We start from the raw sequence: 16,582 nt of genomic DNA, 5'->3' as shown, positions 1-16,582 counted from the left end.
TCTTCGCACGATGTGCACCGCTCGCGCGTGGGAACTCCAAGTGTTCAGCCATACGGAGGAGTTGGATTCCGTACGCACTTCAGGGCGGCTGCTTCGGATATCGGTGAGAAGACGGCCGTGTTGCGGAACCGTTAAGACGATTCCTGGCGGTCTGGACGGCTCTGTCCGTCAGCCGGATGTGATGTCAAGCACGTTGCCACCTCGATCTGCGCAACGTTCGCTCAAGAAAGCGGTGGACAGCCTCGAGCCCGTCCAACACCCCTTGACTGGCACGTAACCCGCTTGCCAAAGTCCGGCTCAACCCACCCGCATCACGCCCAACGATTCGGGTTCCGGCGAGATTTGAGCGCGGGAGCACACACGCGATGACGAGTACTTCCCAGGCTGCGGCAGCCGGGTCCGACACCCCTGGTCCCGAGGACGCGGGTCCGAGTTCTACGCGAGTTGCCAAGAAGGACGAACTCGCGGGCCGGTCCCCCGGACGGCTCATGTGGATGCGCTTCAAGCGCGACCGCACAGGCGTGATCTCGGCGTGCATCGTGCTCGCCTTCTTCCTGATCGCGGCTCTGGCACCGGTGATCGCGAAGCTGTACGGCAAGGATCCCTACACCCGCTACGGGCAGTTGCGGCCCGGGCTGCTGAACGAGAACTTCTACCCGATGAAGCCCAACGGCGGCATCGACGGCGAATTCTGGTTCGGACTGGAGCCGGGCCTGGGCCGGGACGTCTTCACCCAGCTCATCTACGGGATCCGCACCTCGCTCTCGCTCGCGATCATCATCACCCTGCTGTCGGTGCTCACCGCCATCGTGATCGGGGTCGTGGGCGGCTACTTCGGCGGGAAGGTCGACTACTTCCTCGGCCGGTTCACCGACTTGATGATGTCCTTCCCCAACCAGCTCTTCTTCGTGGCCTTCACCCCGGTGGTGGCGGCGCTGCTGGTCGACCCGCGGGACGAGATGCCCACCTGGCTGCGCGCCTGCGTGCTGATCTACGTGATGTGGCTGCTGGGCTGGATGACACTGGCCCGGCTGCTCCGCGGCCAGACGCTGTCCCTGCGGGAGCGGGAGTTCATCGAGGCCGCGAGGGTCGCCGGGACCCCGCCCGGCCGCATCGTCCGCAAGGAACTGCTGCCGAACCTCGTCACGCCGATCCTGGTGCAGGCCACCTACATGCTGCCGAACAACGTGACCGCCATCGCGGGACTCTCCTTCCTCGGCGTCGGCCTGCAGGAACCCACCCCCGACTGGGGCCGGATGTTCGCGACGGGCGCCGAGATCTACCAGAGCGACATCACCTACATGTTCTTCCCGGGCGGTGCGATGGTGATCTTCATCCTCGCATTCAACCTGCTCGGAGACTCGGTCAGGGACGCGTTCGACCCGAAGTCCGGCCGATGAGGGCCAGGCGCGACCGAGTGGTGGGGGGTGCTGCCACCCCGTACGGCATCAGTCAGGCAGCGACGGACAACCGACAGGCAGGTGCAGACACCACCATGAGCAGAGTGAGCATACGCACGGCGCGTGCCTCCCTCGCGGCGCTCGCCGCCGGGGCGCTGTTCCTCACCGGCTGCAGCAGCGGCGGCGGGGGCGACGACAGCGAGGGCAAGGACGAGAAGACCAAGCAGCAGGGCTCGGACGTCTCCTACACCTTCGCCGACGCCGCCGGCTCCAAGGGCCCGGCCGAGGAGGTCGACGGCGGTCGCAAGGGCGGCACCATCAAGGTGCTGCAGCGCGACAGCTTCGCCCACCTCGACCCCGCGCAGATCTACGTCAGCGACGAGGGCGCCCTCGCCACGCTGATCCACCGCGGTCTGACCACCTACAAGCGGGTCAGCGGCGACAAGTACGCGGTCGTGGGCGACCTGGCCACCGACAGCGGCCAGCAGTCCGACGGCGGCAAGACCTGGACGTACAAGCTCAAGGACGGGGTCAAGTTCGAGGACGGCTCGGCCATCACCTCGAAGGACATCCGGCACACCATCGAGCGGACGTTCGCCCCCTTCATCACCGAGGGCCCGACCTTCATCCAGCAGTGGCTGGCCGACACCGGCGGCGCCAAGTACCGCGACATGCTCAAGGACGGCCCCTACAAGGGCAAGCACCTGCCCGATGACGTCCTGGAGACTCCGGACGACAAGACGATCATCTTCCACTTCAAGAAGCCGCAGGCCGAGCTGCCCTACGCGCTGGCCATGGCGGGCTACGCGGCGGTGTCCGAGAAGGAGGACACCAAGGAGAAGTACGACAAGAAGCCGCTGTGCAGCGGCCCGTACAAGATCGCGTCGTTCAAGTCCGGCAAGAGCATGAAGCTGGTCCGCAACAAGGAGTGGGACGCCAAGACGGACCCGGCGCGGCACCAGTACCCGGATGCGTTCAACATCCAGTTCGGTGTCTCCTTCGAGGATTCCACCAAGCGGCTGATGTCGGACGCCGGTGAGAACCAGACCGCCACCAGCTTCACCAACCAGGTCGACGCCTCCAGCCTGCAGAAGGTGCGCACCGACCCGGAGATCAAGAAGCGCTCGGTGTCCGGCTACCAGTCCTACGTGAGCTACCTGAACATCAACATGGACCGGATCAAGAACAAGAAGGTCCGGCAGGCCATCGCCTACGCGATCCCCAACCAGTCCATCGTCTCGGCCTTCGGCGGCGCCGGCGGCGGGGAGATGGCGGGCAACTACATCAGCCCGACCCTGGTGGGCCACAAGAAGACCGACCCCTTCGACAAGCTGAAGAACCCGCAGGGCGACGTCAAGAAGGCGGCCGAGCTGCTCAAGGAGTCCGGCAAGAAGGGCATGAAGCTCACCTTCGCCTACCAGAACTCCCCCGAGTGGCAGAAGTTCGCCGTCGCCGCGACGCAGAACCTGGAGAAGGCCGGATTCGACGTCCAGAAGAAGGACATCATCCAGGACACCTATTACGACCAGATCGGCAAGGTCAAGAACGGCTACGACATCTACCACAACTCGTGGGGTGCCGACTGGCCGAGCTCCTCGACCGTCATCCCGAACCTGTTCGACGGACGCCAGGTGCAGGACGGCTCCGCCAACTACTCGCACCACAAGAACCCGAAGTTCGAGAAGGAGATGGACCGCATCCGGTCCCTGTCCGACGCGGACAAGGCGGCCGAGGAGTGGCAGAAGCTCGCGGACAAGATCCTCACCGAGGACGTGCCCGCCGTGCCGATGCACTACTACAAGGCCGTCCAGCTCTCCGGTTCGAACATCGGCGGCATGTACTACGACGAGCAGCTGCACGACATCCAGCCGACGTCGCTGTACGTGAAGAAGTAGCACCCGCCCGGCGCCGGTAGGCGCCGCCTCCGCCGCCCGGCCCGCAGGGCCGGGCGGCGGAGCCCGGAGTCCGCTCGTCCGGACCCCGCTGCCCCGCACGTCTCGATTCCGCTGTCGCACGAGAGCTGCGTTCCGTCATGCTGCGATTCCTCATCCGCCGGTCGCTCGGCGCCGTGGTGATCCTGCTGATCATCAGCGCCGTCACCTTCTTCCTCTTCTACGCCGTCCCACGGGACCCGGCGACGCTGGCCTGCGGCAAGAACTGCACGCCGGACGCGCTCGCGGTCATCCGCAAGAACATGGGCATCGACGAACCGATCCCCATGCAGTACTGGCACTTCATGGTCGGCATCGTCGCCGGCCGGCAGTTCAACGTCGGGGACTGCCCCGCACCGTGCTTCGGCTACTCCTTCGCCAACCAGGACCCGGTCTGGCAGACCATCCTGGACCGCTTCCCGACCACCGTCTCGCTGACCATCGGCGGTGCCGTGGTCTTCCTGGTGATCGGGCTGGGCGCGGGCATGATCGCCGCCTGGCAGAAGGGCACGCTCATCGACAAGGCGTTCAGCTCGATGTCGCTGCTGCTCTCCTCGATGCAGATCTACTTCATCGGTCCGCTTGTGCTCGCGCTGGTGGTCTACAACCTGGAGCTGCTCGACCAGCCCAAGTACGTTCCGCTGACGCAGGATCCGGTCGGCTGGTTCCTGGGACTGCTGCTCCCCTGGCTGGTCATCCAGATCATCTTCACCGCGAACTACACCCGTCTGTCCCGGTCCTCGATGATCGAGCAACTGCAGGAGGACCACGTCAAAGCCGCACGGGCCAAGGGCATGTCGGGGAAGTACGTCTTCTTCCGCTACGCCTGGCGCGGTTCGCTCATTCCCATCGTCACCATCTTCGGCGTCGACATGGGCTCGCTGTTCGGCGGCGCGATGATCACGGAGTGGACGTTCTCGCTGCCCGGGCTCGGCACCCTCGCGGTGAACTCGGTGCAGAACACCGACCTGCCCATGGTGATGGGCGTGATGCTCTTCGCGGCCACCTTCATCATCCTCTTCAACATCATCGTGGACGCCGCCTACGCGTTCATCGACCCGCGCGTGCGGCTGTCCTAGGAGAACCGGCACATGACCACCCTGACCAAGGAAGCCGACGTACCGGGCCCGCGCGGCGCCGGCGACGGGGACGCCTTCCTCTCGGTGCGCGATCTGTACGTGCACTTCGACACCGAGGACGGCACCGTCAAGGCAGTCGACGGGCTCTCCTTCGCCGTGGAACGCGGTCGCACCCTCGGCATCGTGGGTGAGTCCGGCTCCGGCAAGTCGGTCACCAACCTGTCCATCCTCGGACTGCACAACCCCCGCACCACCACCGTCTCCGGCGAGATCATGCTGGACGGCCAGGAGCTGACCGGTGCGCGGGAGAAGACCCTGGAGTCGCTGCGCGGGAACAAGATGGCGATGATCTTCCAGGACGCCCTCACCGCGCTCTCGCCCTACTACACGATCGGCCGGCAGATCGCCGAGCCCTACCGCAAGCACACGGGCTGCTCCAAGCGGGAGGCGCAGCGCCGCGCCGTCGAGATGCTGGACAAGGTCGGCATCCCGAACGCGAAGATGCGGGTCGACGACTACCCGCACCAGTTCTCCGGCGGTATGCGGCAGCGCGCGATGATCGCCATGGCGCTGGTGTGCAACCCGGACCTGCTGATCGCCGACGAGCCCACCACCGCGCTCGACGTCACCGTGCAGGCGCAGATCCTGGACCTGCTCAAGGACCTCCAGCAGGAGTTCGGCTCCGCGATCATCTTCATCACCCACGACCTCGGCGTCATCGCCAACGTGGCGGACGACATCCTGGTGATGTACGGCGGCCGGGCCGTCGAGCGGGGCTCCGTCGGGGAGGTGCTGCGGGCGCCGCAGCACCCCTACACCTGGGGCCTGCTCACGTCGATGCCCCGGCTGACGGGGGACGTGAACGAGGAGCTCTCACCGATCCTCGGCACCCCGCCCAGCCTGCTCGCGCCCCCGCCCGGCTGCGCCTTCCATCCGCGCTGCGGTTTCGTGGACGAGGTCGCCGGCGCGTCCTGCACCGCCGACCGGCCGCAGCTTCCGGACGGCCGGGGTGCCGCCTGCCACCTGACGGCGGAGCAGAAGCGGACGTTCTTCGTCGAGCAGATCAAGCCCAGGCTGAGCTAGGCCGGGCAGAGGGAGACCCAGACCAATGAGCGATGACGGCACCCTGACCGAGCCGGGCGGGGGCGAACCGCGGGAGCAGCGGCCCGCGCGCACGGGCGAGCCGCTGCTGAAGGCCGAGAACCTGGCCAAGCACTTCCCGATCATGGGCGGCTTCCCCTTCAAGCGGAAAGTGGGCGAGGTCCAGGCCGTCTCCGGGGTCGACCTCGCCGTGCACGCGGGGGAAAGCTTCGGACTCGTCGGCGAGTCGGGCTGCGGCAAGTCCACGACGGGACGGCTGCTGACCCGGCTGCTGGAGCCCACCGCGGGTTCCCTCAGCTACGCCGGGCAGGACATCACCCACGCGTCGCGCAAGCAACTGGCACCGGTCCGCTCCGAGATCCAGATGATCTTCCAGGACCCGTACTCGTCGCTGAATCCGCGGCACACCGTGGGCGCCATCATCGGCGGCCCCATGGAGGTCAACGGCATCAACCCGCCCGGCGGCCGGGAGAAGCGCATCCGGGAGCTGCTGGAGACCGTCGGCCTCAACCCCGAGCACTACAACCGGTTCCCGCACGAGTTCTCCGGCGGCCAGCGCCAGCGGATCGGCGTCGCCCGCGCCCTGGCACTGGAGCCGAAGCTGATCGTGGCCGACGAGCCGGTCTCGGCGCTGGACGTCTCCATCCAGGCGCAGGTCGTCAACCTGCTCCAGCAGGTCCAGCGGGACCTGGGGATCGCCTTCGTCTTCATCGCCCACGACCTGGCGATCGTGCGGCACTTCTCGGAGCGGGTCGCGGTGATGTACCTCGGCAAGATCGTCGAGGTGGGCGAACGCGAGGCCATCTACAACCGGCCCCGCCACCCCTACACGCACGCGCTGCTCTCGGCGGTGCCGGAGGCCGTGCTGCACGACGGGGACGACGGGGACATGACGGGGGGCGAGGCCAGGGAGCGCATCCGGCTGGCGGGGGACGTGCCGTCGCCGATCAACCCGCCCTCGGGCTGCCGCTTCCGCACCCGCTGCTGGAAGGCCCAGGACAAGTGCGCCACGGACGAGCCGCCGCTGGTCCAGATCTCCGGGAACACCGGCGGTCACCTGACCGCCTGCCACTTCCCCGAGGAGCCGACGACCGCGGTCGGTGCGCAGGACGCCGCACTGGAGGCCGGCCGGTAGGGCGGAGGGTTCCGGGGCGGCCCCGGAACCCTCCGCCGGGCCGGGCTCTGCCGGCCGGGCCGCGCCCGGCCGCAGCGGTCGGCCGGGCCGCCCGCGGCGGCCGGGCGGCGTCGGGTGTCAGCCGCCCGCCCCCAGCGACCGCTTCAGGAAGTCCACCTGGAGCAGCAGCAGGTTCTCCGCCACCTCGGCGCCACCGGCCATGTGCGTGACGCCGGACAGCGGCAGCACCTCGTGCGCACGCCCGGCGGCCAGCAGGGCGGAGGAGAGCCGCAGCGCGTGCGCGACCACGACGTTGTCGTCGGCCAGCCCATGGATGATCATCATGGGCCGGTGCGGAGCGTCCCGGTCGACTCCGGCCAGTCCCGCGTCGGTGATCAGCGACGACTCGGCGTACACCTCCGGGTCGTCCTGCGGGGTGCCGCAGTACCGCTCCGTGTAGTGCGTGTCGTACAGCCGCCAGTCGGTCACCGGGGCACCGGCGACCGCGGCGTGGAAGACGTCGGGCCGCCGCAGCACCGCGAGCGCCGCGAGATATCCGCCGTAGGACCAGCCGCGGATGCCGACCCGGGAGGTGTCCAGCGGATACTCCTCGGCCAGCGCCTGCAGCGCCGCCACCTGGTCGTCCAGCGTGACGGAGGCCAGCCGCCGGGAGACGGCCTTCTCCCATCCGGGGCTGTGCCCGGGGGTGCCGCGGCCGTCGGCCGTGACCACCGCGAATCCCTGGTCGGCGAACCACTGGGCCGTCAGATGCGCGTTGTGCGCGGCCACCACCCGCTGCCCGTGCGGCCCGCCGTAGGGGTCCATCAGCACCGGCAGCGGCCCGTCCGCCTCCCGGTACCCGGTGGGCAGGACGACGGCGGCCGGGATGCGCCGCGGCCCGGCGTGCACCAGGCGCGGCGCGGTGCCGAGCACCGGCTCCTCGGCGAACGACGCGACGGCGGCGGGCTGGCCGGCCACGGGCGCCGTGCCGTCCTCGCGCAGCACAACGGCGCGGGGACCCGGCCGGGACAGGGTCGCGGTCGAGAGCACCAGCGTTCCGCCGCCGCGCACCGCGGACGCCACGTGGGGCTCCTCCCCGTCGGTGACGCGCACCGGCTCGCCACCGGCCAGCGGCACCCGGTAGACCCCGATGTCGCCGGGCCGGGACCGGGGCGCGCCGTCGCCCTCGGAGGCGGAGAAGAGGACGTCCTCGTCACCGATGTCGAGCACGGCCCGGACATGCAGCGTGGCGGGGGTCAGCCGCCGTGCGCCCGCCATGAGCACCCGTGCGCCCGAGGTGCCGGCCGCACCGTCCGGCCGACCGGCTTCGTCGGCGATCCGCACCAGGCTGCCGTCCGGCGCCCACGCCGGGACCCCGCCGAAGAGTTCCAGCCAGATTGGATCATTCTCGATGAGTGTGACGGATGTCGCACCCGTCGCGGTGTCCACGCTCAGACACGCCGCCTCGCGCTGGTCCCTGCTCTGCACCTGCAGCAGCGGCGGCCCGCCGGACGACCAGTGCGCACGGGCCAGGTAGGGGTAGCGCTCGCGGTCCCAGACGACCTCGCACCGGGTACCGTCCAGATCGATCAGATACAGCCTGACCTCGGCGTTCTCGGTCCCGGCCGCGGGGTAGGCGATCCGCGCGGGCTCCTCGTGCGGGTTCGCGGGGTCGGCGACGGTCCAGCGGTGCACGGGCGCGTCGTCGACCCGTGCGGCCAGCAGCCGGTCCGAGTCCGGCGACCACCAGTGGCCGCGCGTCCTCGACATCTCCTCGGCGGCGACGAATTCGGCCACGCCCCAGGCGACGGTGTCGGCCTCGGGCTCGGCCAGCGCGCGGTCGTCCGTTCCGGCCGCCGTCACCACCCGCAGCGCCCCACCGGTGGCATAGGCCACGTGCCGGCCGTCGGGGGAGGGGCGCGGGTCGACCACCGGCGCCGGAACCGGCAGCTCCCGCGCCTGCCCGGAGTGCAGGTCGGCGACGAAGAGCCGACCCGAAAGAGCGAAAGCCGCGCTGTTCACAGAGGTGTCGGTGGCATATCCCACGACGCCCGCGGTGCCCTCGCGGCTCCGCTCGCGCCGCGCCCGCTCCTCTGCGGACAGCTCCTCGGCGACGCCGCCGAGCAGTGCCTCGGGGTCGGCCGCGATCCGCTCCGCGCCGCTCGCCACATCCCGCACCCAGAGCAGGTGAGCCAGGTCGGAGCCGTTACGGGAGCGCAGGAAGACGACTCGTGAGCCGTCCGGGGCGACAGTGAAAGACCTCGGAGCCCCGAGTGTGAATCTGTGGGTACGGGCGTGCTGCCGCGGGAAAGTCGTAGCCATGCGGCCGACCGTACTGCGCGCGCGCCGCGCCGCGGTCCGTTCCGGGGTGTCGTCCGGAACGCTCCCCCAGCGGTGCGCAGTTGGCTGGAACTGAATATGCGCCCCTCGTCTGCACCTGTGCACCGAGCCGTGCGGTCACCCGGATAATTATGATCCGTTGCGCATGGTGAGGGCTGGGTATGAAGCCGGTGGCTCCTCCATGCCGGAGGCGTGCTGCCGTGTCCGTGCGACCCGTACCGAGATCCCCCGAACCGACCGTGCGACTTGGAGGTGAACCGCCGTGGCACTCTCGATTTCGGCGGTGGTGCTGCTGGCGATCATCGTCATCCTGCTCGTCAGGAAATCCGGGCTCAAAGCCGGACACGCGGTGATCTGCGTGCTGTTGGGCTTCTATCTGGCAAGTTCCTCGATGGCGCCCACCATCAACGATCTGACCTCCAATGTCGCCGGCATGATCGGGGAGCTGAAATTCTGACCGGACTCTCCGCGGCACCCCGGCCGCCTGCTCCGCGGGAGCCCCTCCGGGGCCGTGACGCGCCCTGGACGGCCCCTGCGGTGCCGGTGGTGTGACGCCGCCGGGCCGGGACGGTGCCCGCACCCGCTCCGGGTGCGGTGCCCGTCGTAGGCTCGGGGCATGACCGCTGCGTTTCCCCCGGGGGCGGCCCCCGGCTCTCCGGCCGCCTCCGAGCGCCGGCTGCTGCTGGTGCACGCGCACCCCGACGACGAGTCGATCACCACGGGCGCCACCATGGCCAAGTACGCGGCGGAGGGCGCCCACGTCACCCTCGTCACCTGCACCCTGGGCGAGGAGGGCGAGGTCGTGCCGGACGGACTGGCCCACCTGGCGCCGGACCAGGACGACACCCTCGGCCCGCACCGCATCGGAGAACTCGGCGCCGCCATGCGCGCGTTGGGCGTCACCGACCACCGCTTCCTCGGCGGGCCGGGGCGCTACCGGGACTCCGGGATGATGGGAGCGGCCACCAACGACCGCCCCGGCTGCTTCTGGCAGGCCGACCTGGACGAGGCAGCACGGCTGCTCGCGGCCGTGCTGCGCGAGGTGCGCCCCCAGGTGCTCGTCACCTACGGGCCCGACGGGGGCTATGGCCACCCGGACCACATCAAGGCCCACCGCGTCGCCATGCGCGCGGTCGAACTCGCGGCGAAGGAGGCCGGGCGCGCGGGCGGCGCACCGCACCAGGTGCAGCGCGTGTACTGGAACGTGGTGCCCCGGCCGGTCCTGGAGGACGGTTTCGCGTCGCTGCACGCGGCCGACGCGGACGGTGAGGTCTTCCCCTTCCCCGGCTTCCACGGCAGAACGGGCTTCGCGCAGCCGGACGACGTACCGGGGGTGGTGGAGAGCGCCGCCGAGGTGGATGTCACCGTGGACGCCGGAACGTACACCGAGGCGAAGGCGGCGGCGATGGCGGCACACGAGACCCAGGTGTCGGTGCGCCGCACCTCCCGCGGTGCCTTCTTCGCCCTCTCCAACGGCCTGGCCCAGCCGCTGACCGGGACGGAGTTCTTCCAGCGCGCCCACCGCGGCGACGCGGCCCCGGCCGGTGCGGACGACCTGTTCGCCGAGGTGCGCGCGTGAGCACGGGCGGGCTCGGCGGGCGGAGTGCGTACCCGCGGGCGGACGGGGCCCGGATCGCGGTCTACGCGGTACTGGTGCTCCTCGGCCTGCTGACCGGAGTGGCCGGCGCCCTCGTCCAGGGCGGCTGGTTCCCGCTGGGGCTGCTGCTCGCGCTGGCCGCGGCGGCGGGGCTCTTCTGGGGCGGTGCCACACTGTGCCGCACGAAGGCCGGAGCCGCGGCTCCGGCGGCCGGGTGGGCGGTCGCGGCGATTCCCATGGCAATGATCTCCCGCGCCGAGGGTGATTTCCTGTACGGCGCCGGAATCAGCAGTTATGTCTTTCTGCTCGGCGGCCTGCTGGTGGCTGTGGCGTGTACCACCATCGCGCTTCCCGCGCCACCGGTATCGCTCGACAAGAACCGCTGAGAGGGCCGTCATCGGGGCGATCAGGTGGTCGCGGGGCCGGTGCCCCGTGCCCCAAGTACAGTGGTGCGCGCCGGCGAGCCGCCTTCAGGCCGACAGGAAGACGGCGAATCCATCCGGGAGTACCTGCTTTGAGTCGTGAAACTGACAGTTCGTCCTCCGGGCCCAAGGGGCGCGGCGGTTCGTCGTACCCCTCGGGGACCGAGCCGTACGGCACCTCGGACTCCGGCGCGGACCGGGACGACCGGGGTGCCGAACCTTCGGCCGCGTCCAAGCCGGACGAGCCCCGGACCGAGACGACGCTCACCACCCGCATCCGCATCAACATCCCCGGTTCGCGGCCCATTCCGCCCGTGGTGATGCGGACCCCGGTGACGGACGAGAACGCGGACGACACCTCCGGGAGAGCGGACCCCGCCGTCGGCGGGCGGGACGCGAAGGGCACCCCGGACCTCGGCGCGGGCCAGCGCGCGACCGGCGGCGGCTCCGCAGCCGCCGCCCCGCCGCCCGCGCCGGAGGGTTCGCCGCCGGGGAGCCCTGCGGCCCCCGGTGGCCCCGGGAGCCGTGCCGAGGCCGCGTCCGGCGCCGAGGAGCAGTTCACCCAGGAGACCAGCGACTGGTTCGCGCCCCGCAAGTCCCCCAGGGGCAGCGCCGCACCGTCCGCCCCGGCGACCGGCGGCGGGCCGGGTGCCGGCGTGCCCGGCGGCGCCGGTGGCACGGACCGGGGCGAGTCGCCCTTCCCCGGCACCGGCCCGGACCCCGAGTCGACGGGTTCGCACGGGATCCCCGAGTCGACGGGTTCGCATGGGATTCCGGAGCTGACGGGTTCGCATGGGATTCCGGAGCTGACGGGTTCGCATGGGATTCCGGAGTCGACGGGTTCGCACGGGATTCCCGAGCCGACCGGTTCGCACGGGATTCCCGGAACGCCCGGTGCGGGACCGTCGTTCCCCGGCGGAGCCGGTCCGGCGGACACGCCTCCCGACGGCGTGCCGCACCTCGGTGCGGACCCGCTGGGGTGGCCCGCCGGCCCCACCACCGGTCCGGCCAGCGGTGACATGCCCGTACCGCCCACCCGCGGCGCTCCCGGCCCGGGGCCCGGCCCGTTGGCCGCGCCGGGTGCGGGCCAGGGTGCGGACGGCGGGCCCGGTTTCGGTGCGGGACAGCCCGCAGGCCCCGGCGTGCCCGGCGGACCCGGGCAGGGCGGCTCCGCACCGGACGCGTTCGGCCGCGGTCCCGCGGGCCGCGCCGACGGTCCCGGAGGCACACCCCCCGCGGGCACGCCCCGGTTCCCCGGCGACGCCGAAGCGGAACGCACCGGTGCGCCGGGTCCGGGAGCGGCTGCTCCCGGGGCGCTCGGCGCAGAGGCGAGGCTGTCGAGCGACACCATGGTCAGCGGCATCCCCCGGGCAGGCGGCGGCGAACCCGACGGCGCGGTCCCGGCCTCCGGCACCGGCTTCCCCGGGCCGGACGACGCGCCCGCCCGAACGCGGCCGCAGAGCGGCGGAGCAACCGGCGAACCGGCCAAGAAGGGCGGCCGTTCCAAGCTGGTGCTGGCGGGCGCGGCCGTCGTCGGCGTCCTCGGGGTCGCCTACGGCACCGGGCTGCTGCTCGACCACGCGGACGTGCCCAAGGGCACCACCGTGCTCGGCGTGGAGATCGGCGGGCTGAGCAAGCACGAGGCGGTCAACAAGCTGGACGCCGAACTGGGCGACCGCACGAAGGAACCGTTCAAGATCGAGACGAGCGGCGGCCGCACCGAGCTGAAGCCCGGTGTCGCCGGGGTCGCCCTGGACACGGAGGCCACCGTGCGCTCCGCGGCCGGGCGCGACTACAACCCGGTCTCCGTCATCGGCTCCCTCATGGGCGGTACCCGCCAGGCGGACCCGGCCATCACGGTGGACGAGGCCAAGGTGCGGGCCGCGCTCAAGCCCGTCGTGGCCGAGGCGGAGGCGAAGTCCCCGTCCGAGGGCATGGTCAAGTTCAGCGGCGGCAAGGCAGTGGCCGTCAAGGGCAGCCCGCACAAGGTCATCGACGTCGACAAGGCCCCGGCCGCGCTGGAGAAGGCGTTCCGGGAGCGTGCCGTCTCCGGCAAGAACGCGCCGGTGGCGCTCCCCGGCACGGTGCGCAGGCCCAAGGTCACCGAGGCCGAGTTGAACAAGGCCGTGAAGGGCTTCGGTCGCACCGCGATGTCCGGCTGGGTGTGGCTCAAGGCGGGCGACGTCGAGGTGCCGTTCAGCCAGGAGACCATGGGCACGTTCCTCACGATGCGGGCGGGTGGCAGCGGCAAGCTCCAGCCGACCATCGACCCGGCGCAGCTCAAGAAGACCTACGGGTCGGCGTTCGACGACGTCGTGATCGACGGCGGCGCCGGAACGGTGCGGATGACCCCGAAGCACGCGGCCGTCGCCATGGTGGAGGCCCTGCGCAAGAAGGCGCCGCCGGAGCCGGGGCGGCGCTACGCCACGGTCCCCGGATCCCGGTCCCGCTGAGCCGTCTCCGGCCGGCCGTGCGGCCGTGCGGCCCGTTCCGCACGGCAGCGCCCGGGTGGCGCACGGACGTTCACGAGGGGTGCCCCGCAGCGGCGGGGCACCCCTCGTGCCGTACCGGGCGCACCCGGGCCGTGCGGGGCCGCGCGGGGCCGGTGCCGCTTCCGGGCATCGGAGTCATCGTGCGGGCATGACATCTGTCAGCCGCAGGTCACGACCGTCGGCACTGCCACCGGCACCCCGGGCCGGGCGAACCTGGGGGCATGACATCGACGCACGCCACGGCACCGGCCGTGGAGTTCCTCTCCGCAGGCAAGACCTACGGTTCGGTCCGGGCCCTGGACGGGCTGGAGGTGGCCCTGCACCCCGGTGAGACCGTCGCCCTCCTCGGCCCGAACGGAGCCGGCAAGTCCACCACCCTCGATCTGCTCCTGGGGCTTCGCGCCCCGGACCCGGGCGGCCGGGTGCGGTTGTTCGGGAAGACGCCGCGGCAGGCGGTCACCGACGGCCGGGTGGGCGCGATGCTGCAGTCCGGCGGCCTGATGGACGGCGTACGGGTCAGAGAACTCGTGGCACTCGCCTGCGACCTGCACCCGCGCGGACACCCGGTCGAGCGGGTGCTGCTGGACGCCGGCATCACCGAGCTGGCCGACCGGATGGTGGGCAAGCTCTCCGGCGGCCAGGAGCAGCGCGTGCGGTTCGCACTGGCGATCGCCGGGGACAGCGATCTGATCGTGCTGGACGAGCCCACCACGGGCATGGACGTCACCGCGCGCCGCTCCTTCTGGTCCGCCATGCGGGACCAGGCCGCCGGGGGCCGCACGGTGCTGTTCGCCACGCACTACCTGGAGGAGGCCGACGAGGTGGCCGACCGGGTGCTGGTGCTGCACCGGGGACGGCTGCTCGCCGACGGCAGCGCGGCCGAGATCAAGGCGATGGCGGGCGTGCGCCGGGTCGGCTTCACGCTGGAGATGGTGCCCGACGGAGTGCTGGAGGCGCAGTTGCGTGCCCTCCCGGGGGTCGCTGAACTGCAGCTTGCCGGGGCCGCCGTCCGGCTGCGTTCGACCGACGCGGACGCCACCGTGCACGCGCTCTACACGCTGGGGGTCTATCCGCACGGCCTGGAGGTGACCGGCCTCGGACTGGAGGAGGCGTTCGTCACCCTCACCTCCCGCGCGGAAGCGGCCCGCGTCTCCCCCTCGCAGAACCACGGCCGGAAGGCGGCAGCACAGTGAAGACTCTCGTCAAGCTGGAGATCACGCGCTCACTGCGCAACAAGAAGTTCATGTTCTTCTCGGTGATCTACCCGCCGGTGCTCTACGTGATCATCGCGGGCCGGGACGTCCCGGGGAACATGCCGGGACTCCGCGTCGACATGAAGCTCTACTACATGGTCGCCATGGCCGCGTTCGGCGCCATGACGGCCGTGCTGATGGGCAACAGCGAACGCATCGCCAAGGAACGCGAGGCCGGCTGGGTGCGGCAGTTGCGGCTGACGGCGCTGCCCGGCCGCGGCTACGTCACCGCCAAGATCGCCTCGGCCGCCACCGTGAGCCTGCCGTCCATCCTGCTGGTCCTGCTCACCGGCGCCCTCGTCATGGGCGTCCGGCTGCAGGCGTGGCAGTGGGCCGCTGTCGCGCTGTGCTCGTGGGCGGGCAGCTTCGTCTTCGCGGCGCTGGGCGTGGCCCTCGGCTACCTGGCGACGGGGGACGCCGTGCGGCCGATCACCATGCTCTGCTACTTCGGGCTGGCCTTCATGGGCGGGCTGTGGCTGCCCCTGTCCACCCTCCCCGGATGGGCCCAGGACATCGGGGAGTGGCTGCCCACCTACGCCTACACCGGACTGGGCCGGGCGGTGGAGGTCGGCGAGGCCCCGCACCCGGGCGACGCGGCGCTGCTGCTGTGCTACCTCCTCCTCTTCGCCGGAGCGGCCGCCTGGCTCTACCGCAAGGACACCCGCACGGCATGATGCTCCGGTGCACGAGATGACACGCCGCGCCCCCGCCGGGACCGGCGGCACCGAGACCCGCCGGCAGCAACGGAACCGGGCGCTGATGGTCGCCGTCTGGCTGGTGTTCCTCAGCGGAGCGGTACGCGACCTGTGGACGGGCGGGCACGGCGGCCCCGCCGTCGCCGGAGCGGCCGCCGGGCTGGCCGCCTTCCTCGCGGCCTACGTCGCGCTCGTCTACCGGCACACCAGGACGCCGCTCCCGCCGCGGACCGTGTACGCGCTCCTCGCCGTCCTGTTCGCCCTGGCCCTGGTGCTCGCGCTCACCGCGGGCGAGCCCTGGCTGGTGCTGTTCGTCTATGTCGCCGTGGCGGCCGGGGCCGCGCTGCCCTGGCGGCGGGCGGTACCGGCGGTGGCGGCGTGCGTGGCGGCGCTGGCGCTGGTCGGCACCGACTTCGGGGCGCGGCCGCTGTGGGGCGGCTGGACGTCGTTCGTCATCCCCTGCGTGCTGGCCGGGCTGGCCCTGATGTCGGCGCGGAAGACCGTCCTCACGCTGCGGGAGCTGCGGGAGGCCCGCGCGGTGGTGGCGGAGCTCGCCGCCAACGAGGAGCGGTTGCGGCTCGCCCGCGATCTGCACGACCTGCTGGGCCACTCGCTCTCCCTCATCACGCTCAAGAGCGAACTGGCCGGACGGATGCTGCCCGCGCGACCGGAGGAGGCGGCCGCGCAGGTCGCCGACATCGAACAGGTCAGCAGGCAGGCCCTGGTCGACGTCCGGGAGGCGATCGGCGGATACCGCCGCCCCACCCTGGCCGTCGAGCTGGCCGGTGCCCGTACCGCGCTGGACACCGCCGGGGTCGAGGCGGAGCTGCCGCCCCGGCCGCCGTCCGTGCCGCTGGCGCCCGACCAGGAGGGCGCCCTGGCGTGGGCGCTGCGGGAAGCGGTCACCAACGTCGTACGGCACAGCGGTGCGGCCCGCTGCACGGTGAGCTTCCAGATGCCGGACGCGGGCGGAGGGCCGCTGCGGCTCACCGTCGCCGACGACGGCAAGGGCCCCTCGGGCGCGGCCGAGGGCAACGGACTGAGCGGACTGCGGGAACGACTGGCCCTGGCCGACGGCTCGCTGTCCACCTCGGCGGGCCTGAGCGGGGGCTTCACGCTGTGCGCTTCGGTGCCGTCAGTACCCTGAGGCAGTGATCA

The 16,582-nt window shown here is 71.4% G+C and carries 13 protein-coding genes; 12 read left to right on the top strand and 1 reads right to left on the bottom strand.

Annotated features, from left to right (window positions below; translation table 11 throughout):
* The first annotated feature begins 365 nt into the window (after positions 1 to 365).
* From BMX65_RS20055 to BMX65_RS20035, 5 genes are all read left to right on the top strand, one after another.
* Positions 366 to 1,400, top strand: coding sequence for an ABC transporter permease (locus BMX65_RS20055; RefSeq protein WP_075001721.1), 1,035 nt, complete (start codon positions 366 to 368; stop codon positions 1,398 to 1,400).
* 95 nt (positions 1,401 to 1,495) lie between these two features.
* Positions 1,496 to 3,295 (top strand): ABC transporter substrate-binding protein, encoded by a 1,800-nt coding sequence (locus tag BMX65_RS20050; RefSeq protein WP_075001720.1) that lies wholly within the window; start codon positions 1,496 to 1,498, stop codon positions 3,293 to 3,295.
* Between the two features lie 137 nt (positions 3,296 to 3,432).
* Entirely contained in the window at positions 3,433 to 4,410 is a 978-nt protein-coding gene (locus BMX65_RS20045) for an ABC transporter permease (RefSeq protein WP_075001719.1), read from the top strand.
* A 12-nt stretch (positions 4,411 to 4,422) separates the two neighbouring features.
* Positions 4,423 to 5,493, top strand: coding sequence for an ABC transporter ATP-binding protein (locus BMX65_RS20040; RefSeq protein WP_075001718.1), 1,071 nt, complete (start codon positions 4,423 to 4,425; stop codon positions 5,491 to 5,493).
* A gap of 25 nt (positions 5,494 to 5,518) precedes the next feature.
* Entirely contained in the window at positions 5,519 to 6,646 is a 1,128-nt protein-coding gene (locus BMX65_RS20035) for an ABC transporter ATP-binding protein (RefSeq protein ID WP_075001717.1), read from the top strand.
* 117 nt (positions 6,647 to 6,763) lie between these two features.
* Here BMX65_RS20035 and BMX65_RS20030 read toward each other — a convergent pair whose 3' ends face one another.
* Positions 6,764 to 8,947 carry a S9 family peptidase gene (locus tag BMX65_RS20030; protein WP_075001716.1) on the bottom strand — a complete coding sequence of 728 codons (2,184 nt, stop codon included), beginning with the start codon at positions 8,945 to 8,947 and terminating at the stop codon, positions 6,764 to 6,766.
* Positions 8,948 to 9,227: 280 nt separating this feature from the next.
* On the opposite strand from BMX65_RS20030, the gene BMX65_RS20025 reads away from it, so the two are divergent.
* From BMX65_RS20025 to BMX65_RS19995, 7 genes are all read left to right on the top strand, one after another.
* Positions 9,228 to 9,422 (top strand): hypothetical protein, encoded by a 195-nt coding sequence (locus BMX65_RS20025; protein ID WP_019354445.1) that lies wholly within the window; start codon positions 9,228 to 9,230, stop codon positions 9,420 to 9,422.
* A gap of 159 nt (positions 9,423 to 9,581) precedes the next feature.
* The gene (gene mshB / locus BMX65_RS20020) at positions 9,582 to 10,544 is read left to right on the top strand and encodes an N-acetyl-1-D-myo-inositol-2-amino-2-deoxy-alpha-D-glucopyranoside deacetylase (RefSeq protein WP_075001715.1); all 963 of its coding nucleotides are present in this window, start codon (positions 9,582 to 9,584) and stop codon (positions 10,542 to 10,544) included.
* Positions 10,541 to 10,948 (top strand): DUF6113 family protein, encoded by a 408-nt coding sequence (locus BMX65_RS20015; protein ID WP_075001714.1) that lies wholly within the window; start codon positions 10,541 to 10,543, stop codon positions 10,946 to 10,948. Before mshB ends, BMX65_RS20015 begins: the two co-directional genes overlap by 4 nt.
* A 128-nt stretch (positions 10,949 to 11,076) precedes the next feature.
* Complete coding sequence (locus tag BMX65_RS33980; RefSeq protein WP_075001713.1) at positions 11,077 to 13,437, top strand: peptidoglycan binding domain-containing protein; 2,361 nt, start codon at positions 11,077 to 11,079, stop codon at positions 13,435 to 13,437.
* Between the two features lie 260 nt (positions 13,438 to 13,697).
* Positions 13,698 to 14,669, top strand: a complete 972-nt coding sequence (locus BMX65_RS20005) for an ABC transporter ATP-binding protein (protein ID WP_075001712.1) — start codon at positions 13,698 to 13,700, stop codon at positions 14,667 to 14,669.
* Positions 14,666 to 15,403 carry an ABC transporter permease gene (locus BMX65_RS20000; RefSeq protein ID WP_075001711.1) on the top strand — a complete coding sequence of 246 codons (738 nt, stop codon included), beginning with the start codon at positions 14,666 to 14,668 and terminating at the stop codon, positions 15,401 to 15,403. The genes BMX65_RS20005 and BMX65_RS20000 overlap by 4 nt, the downstream gene beginning before the upstream one ends.
* 16 nt (positions 15,404 to 15,419) lie before the next feature.
* Entirely contained in the window at positions 15,420 to 16,571 is a 1,152-nt protein-coding gene (locus BMX65_RS19995) for a sensor histidine kinase (RefSeq protein WP_075001832.1), read from the top strand.
* Positions 16,572 to 16,582: the final 11 nt, after the last annotated feature.

Source organism: Streptomyces qinglanensis, assembly GCF_900111245.1.
In the GTDB taxonomy this organism is placed as follows: Bacteria; Actinomycetota; Actinomycetes; order Streptomycetales; family Streptomycetaceae; genus Streptomyces; species Streptomyces qinglanensis.
This window is presented reverse-complemented; position numbering and strand designations above follow the sequence as displayed.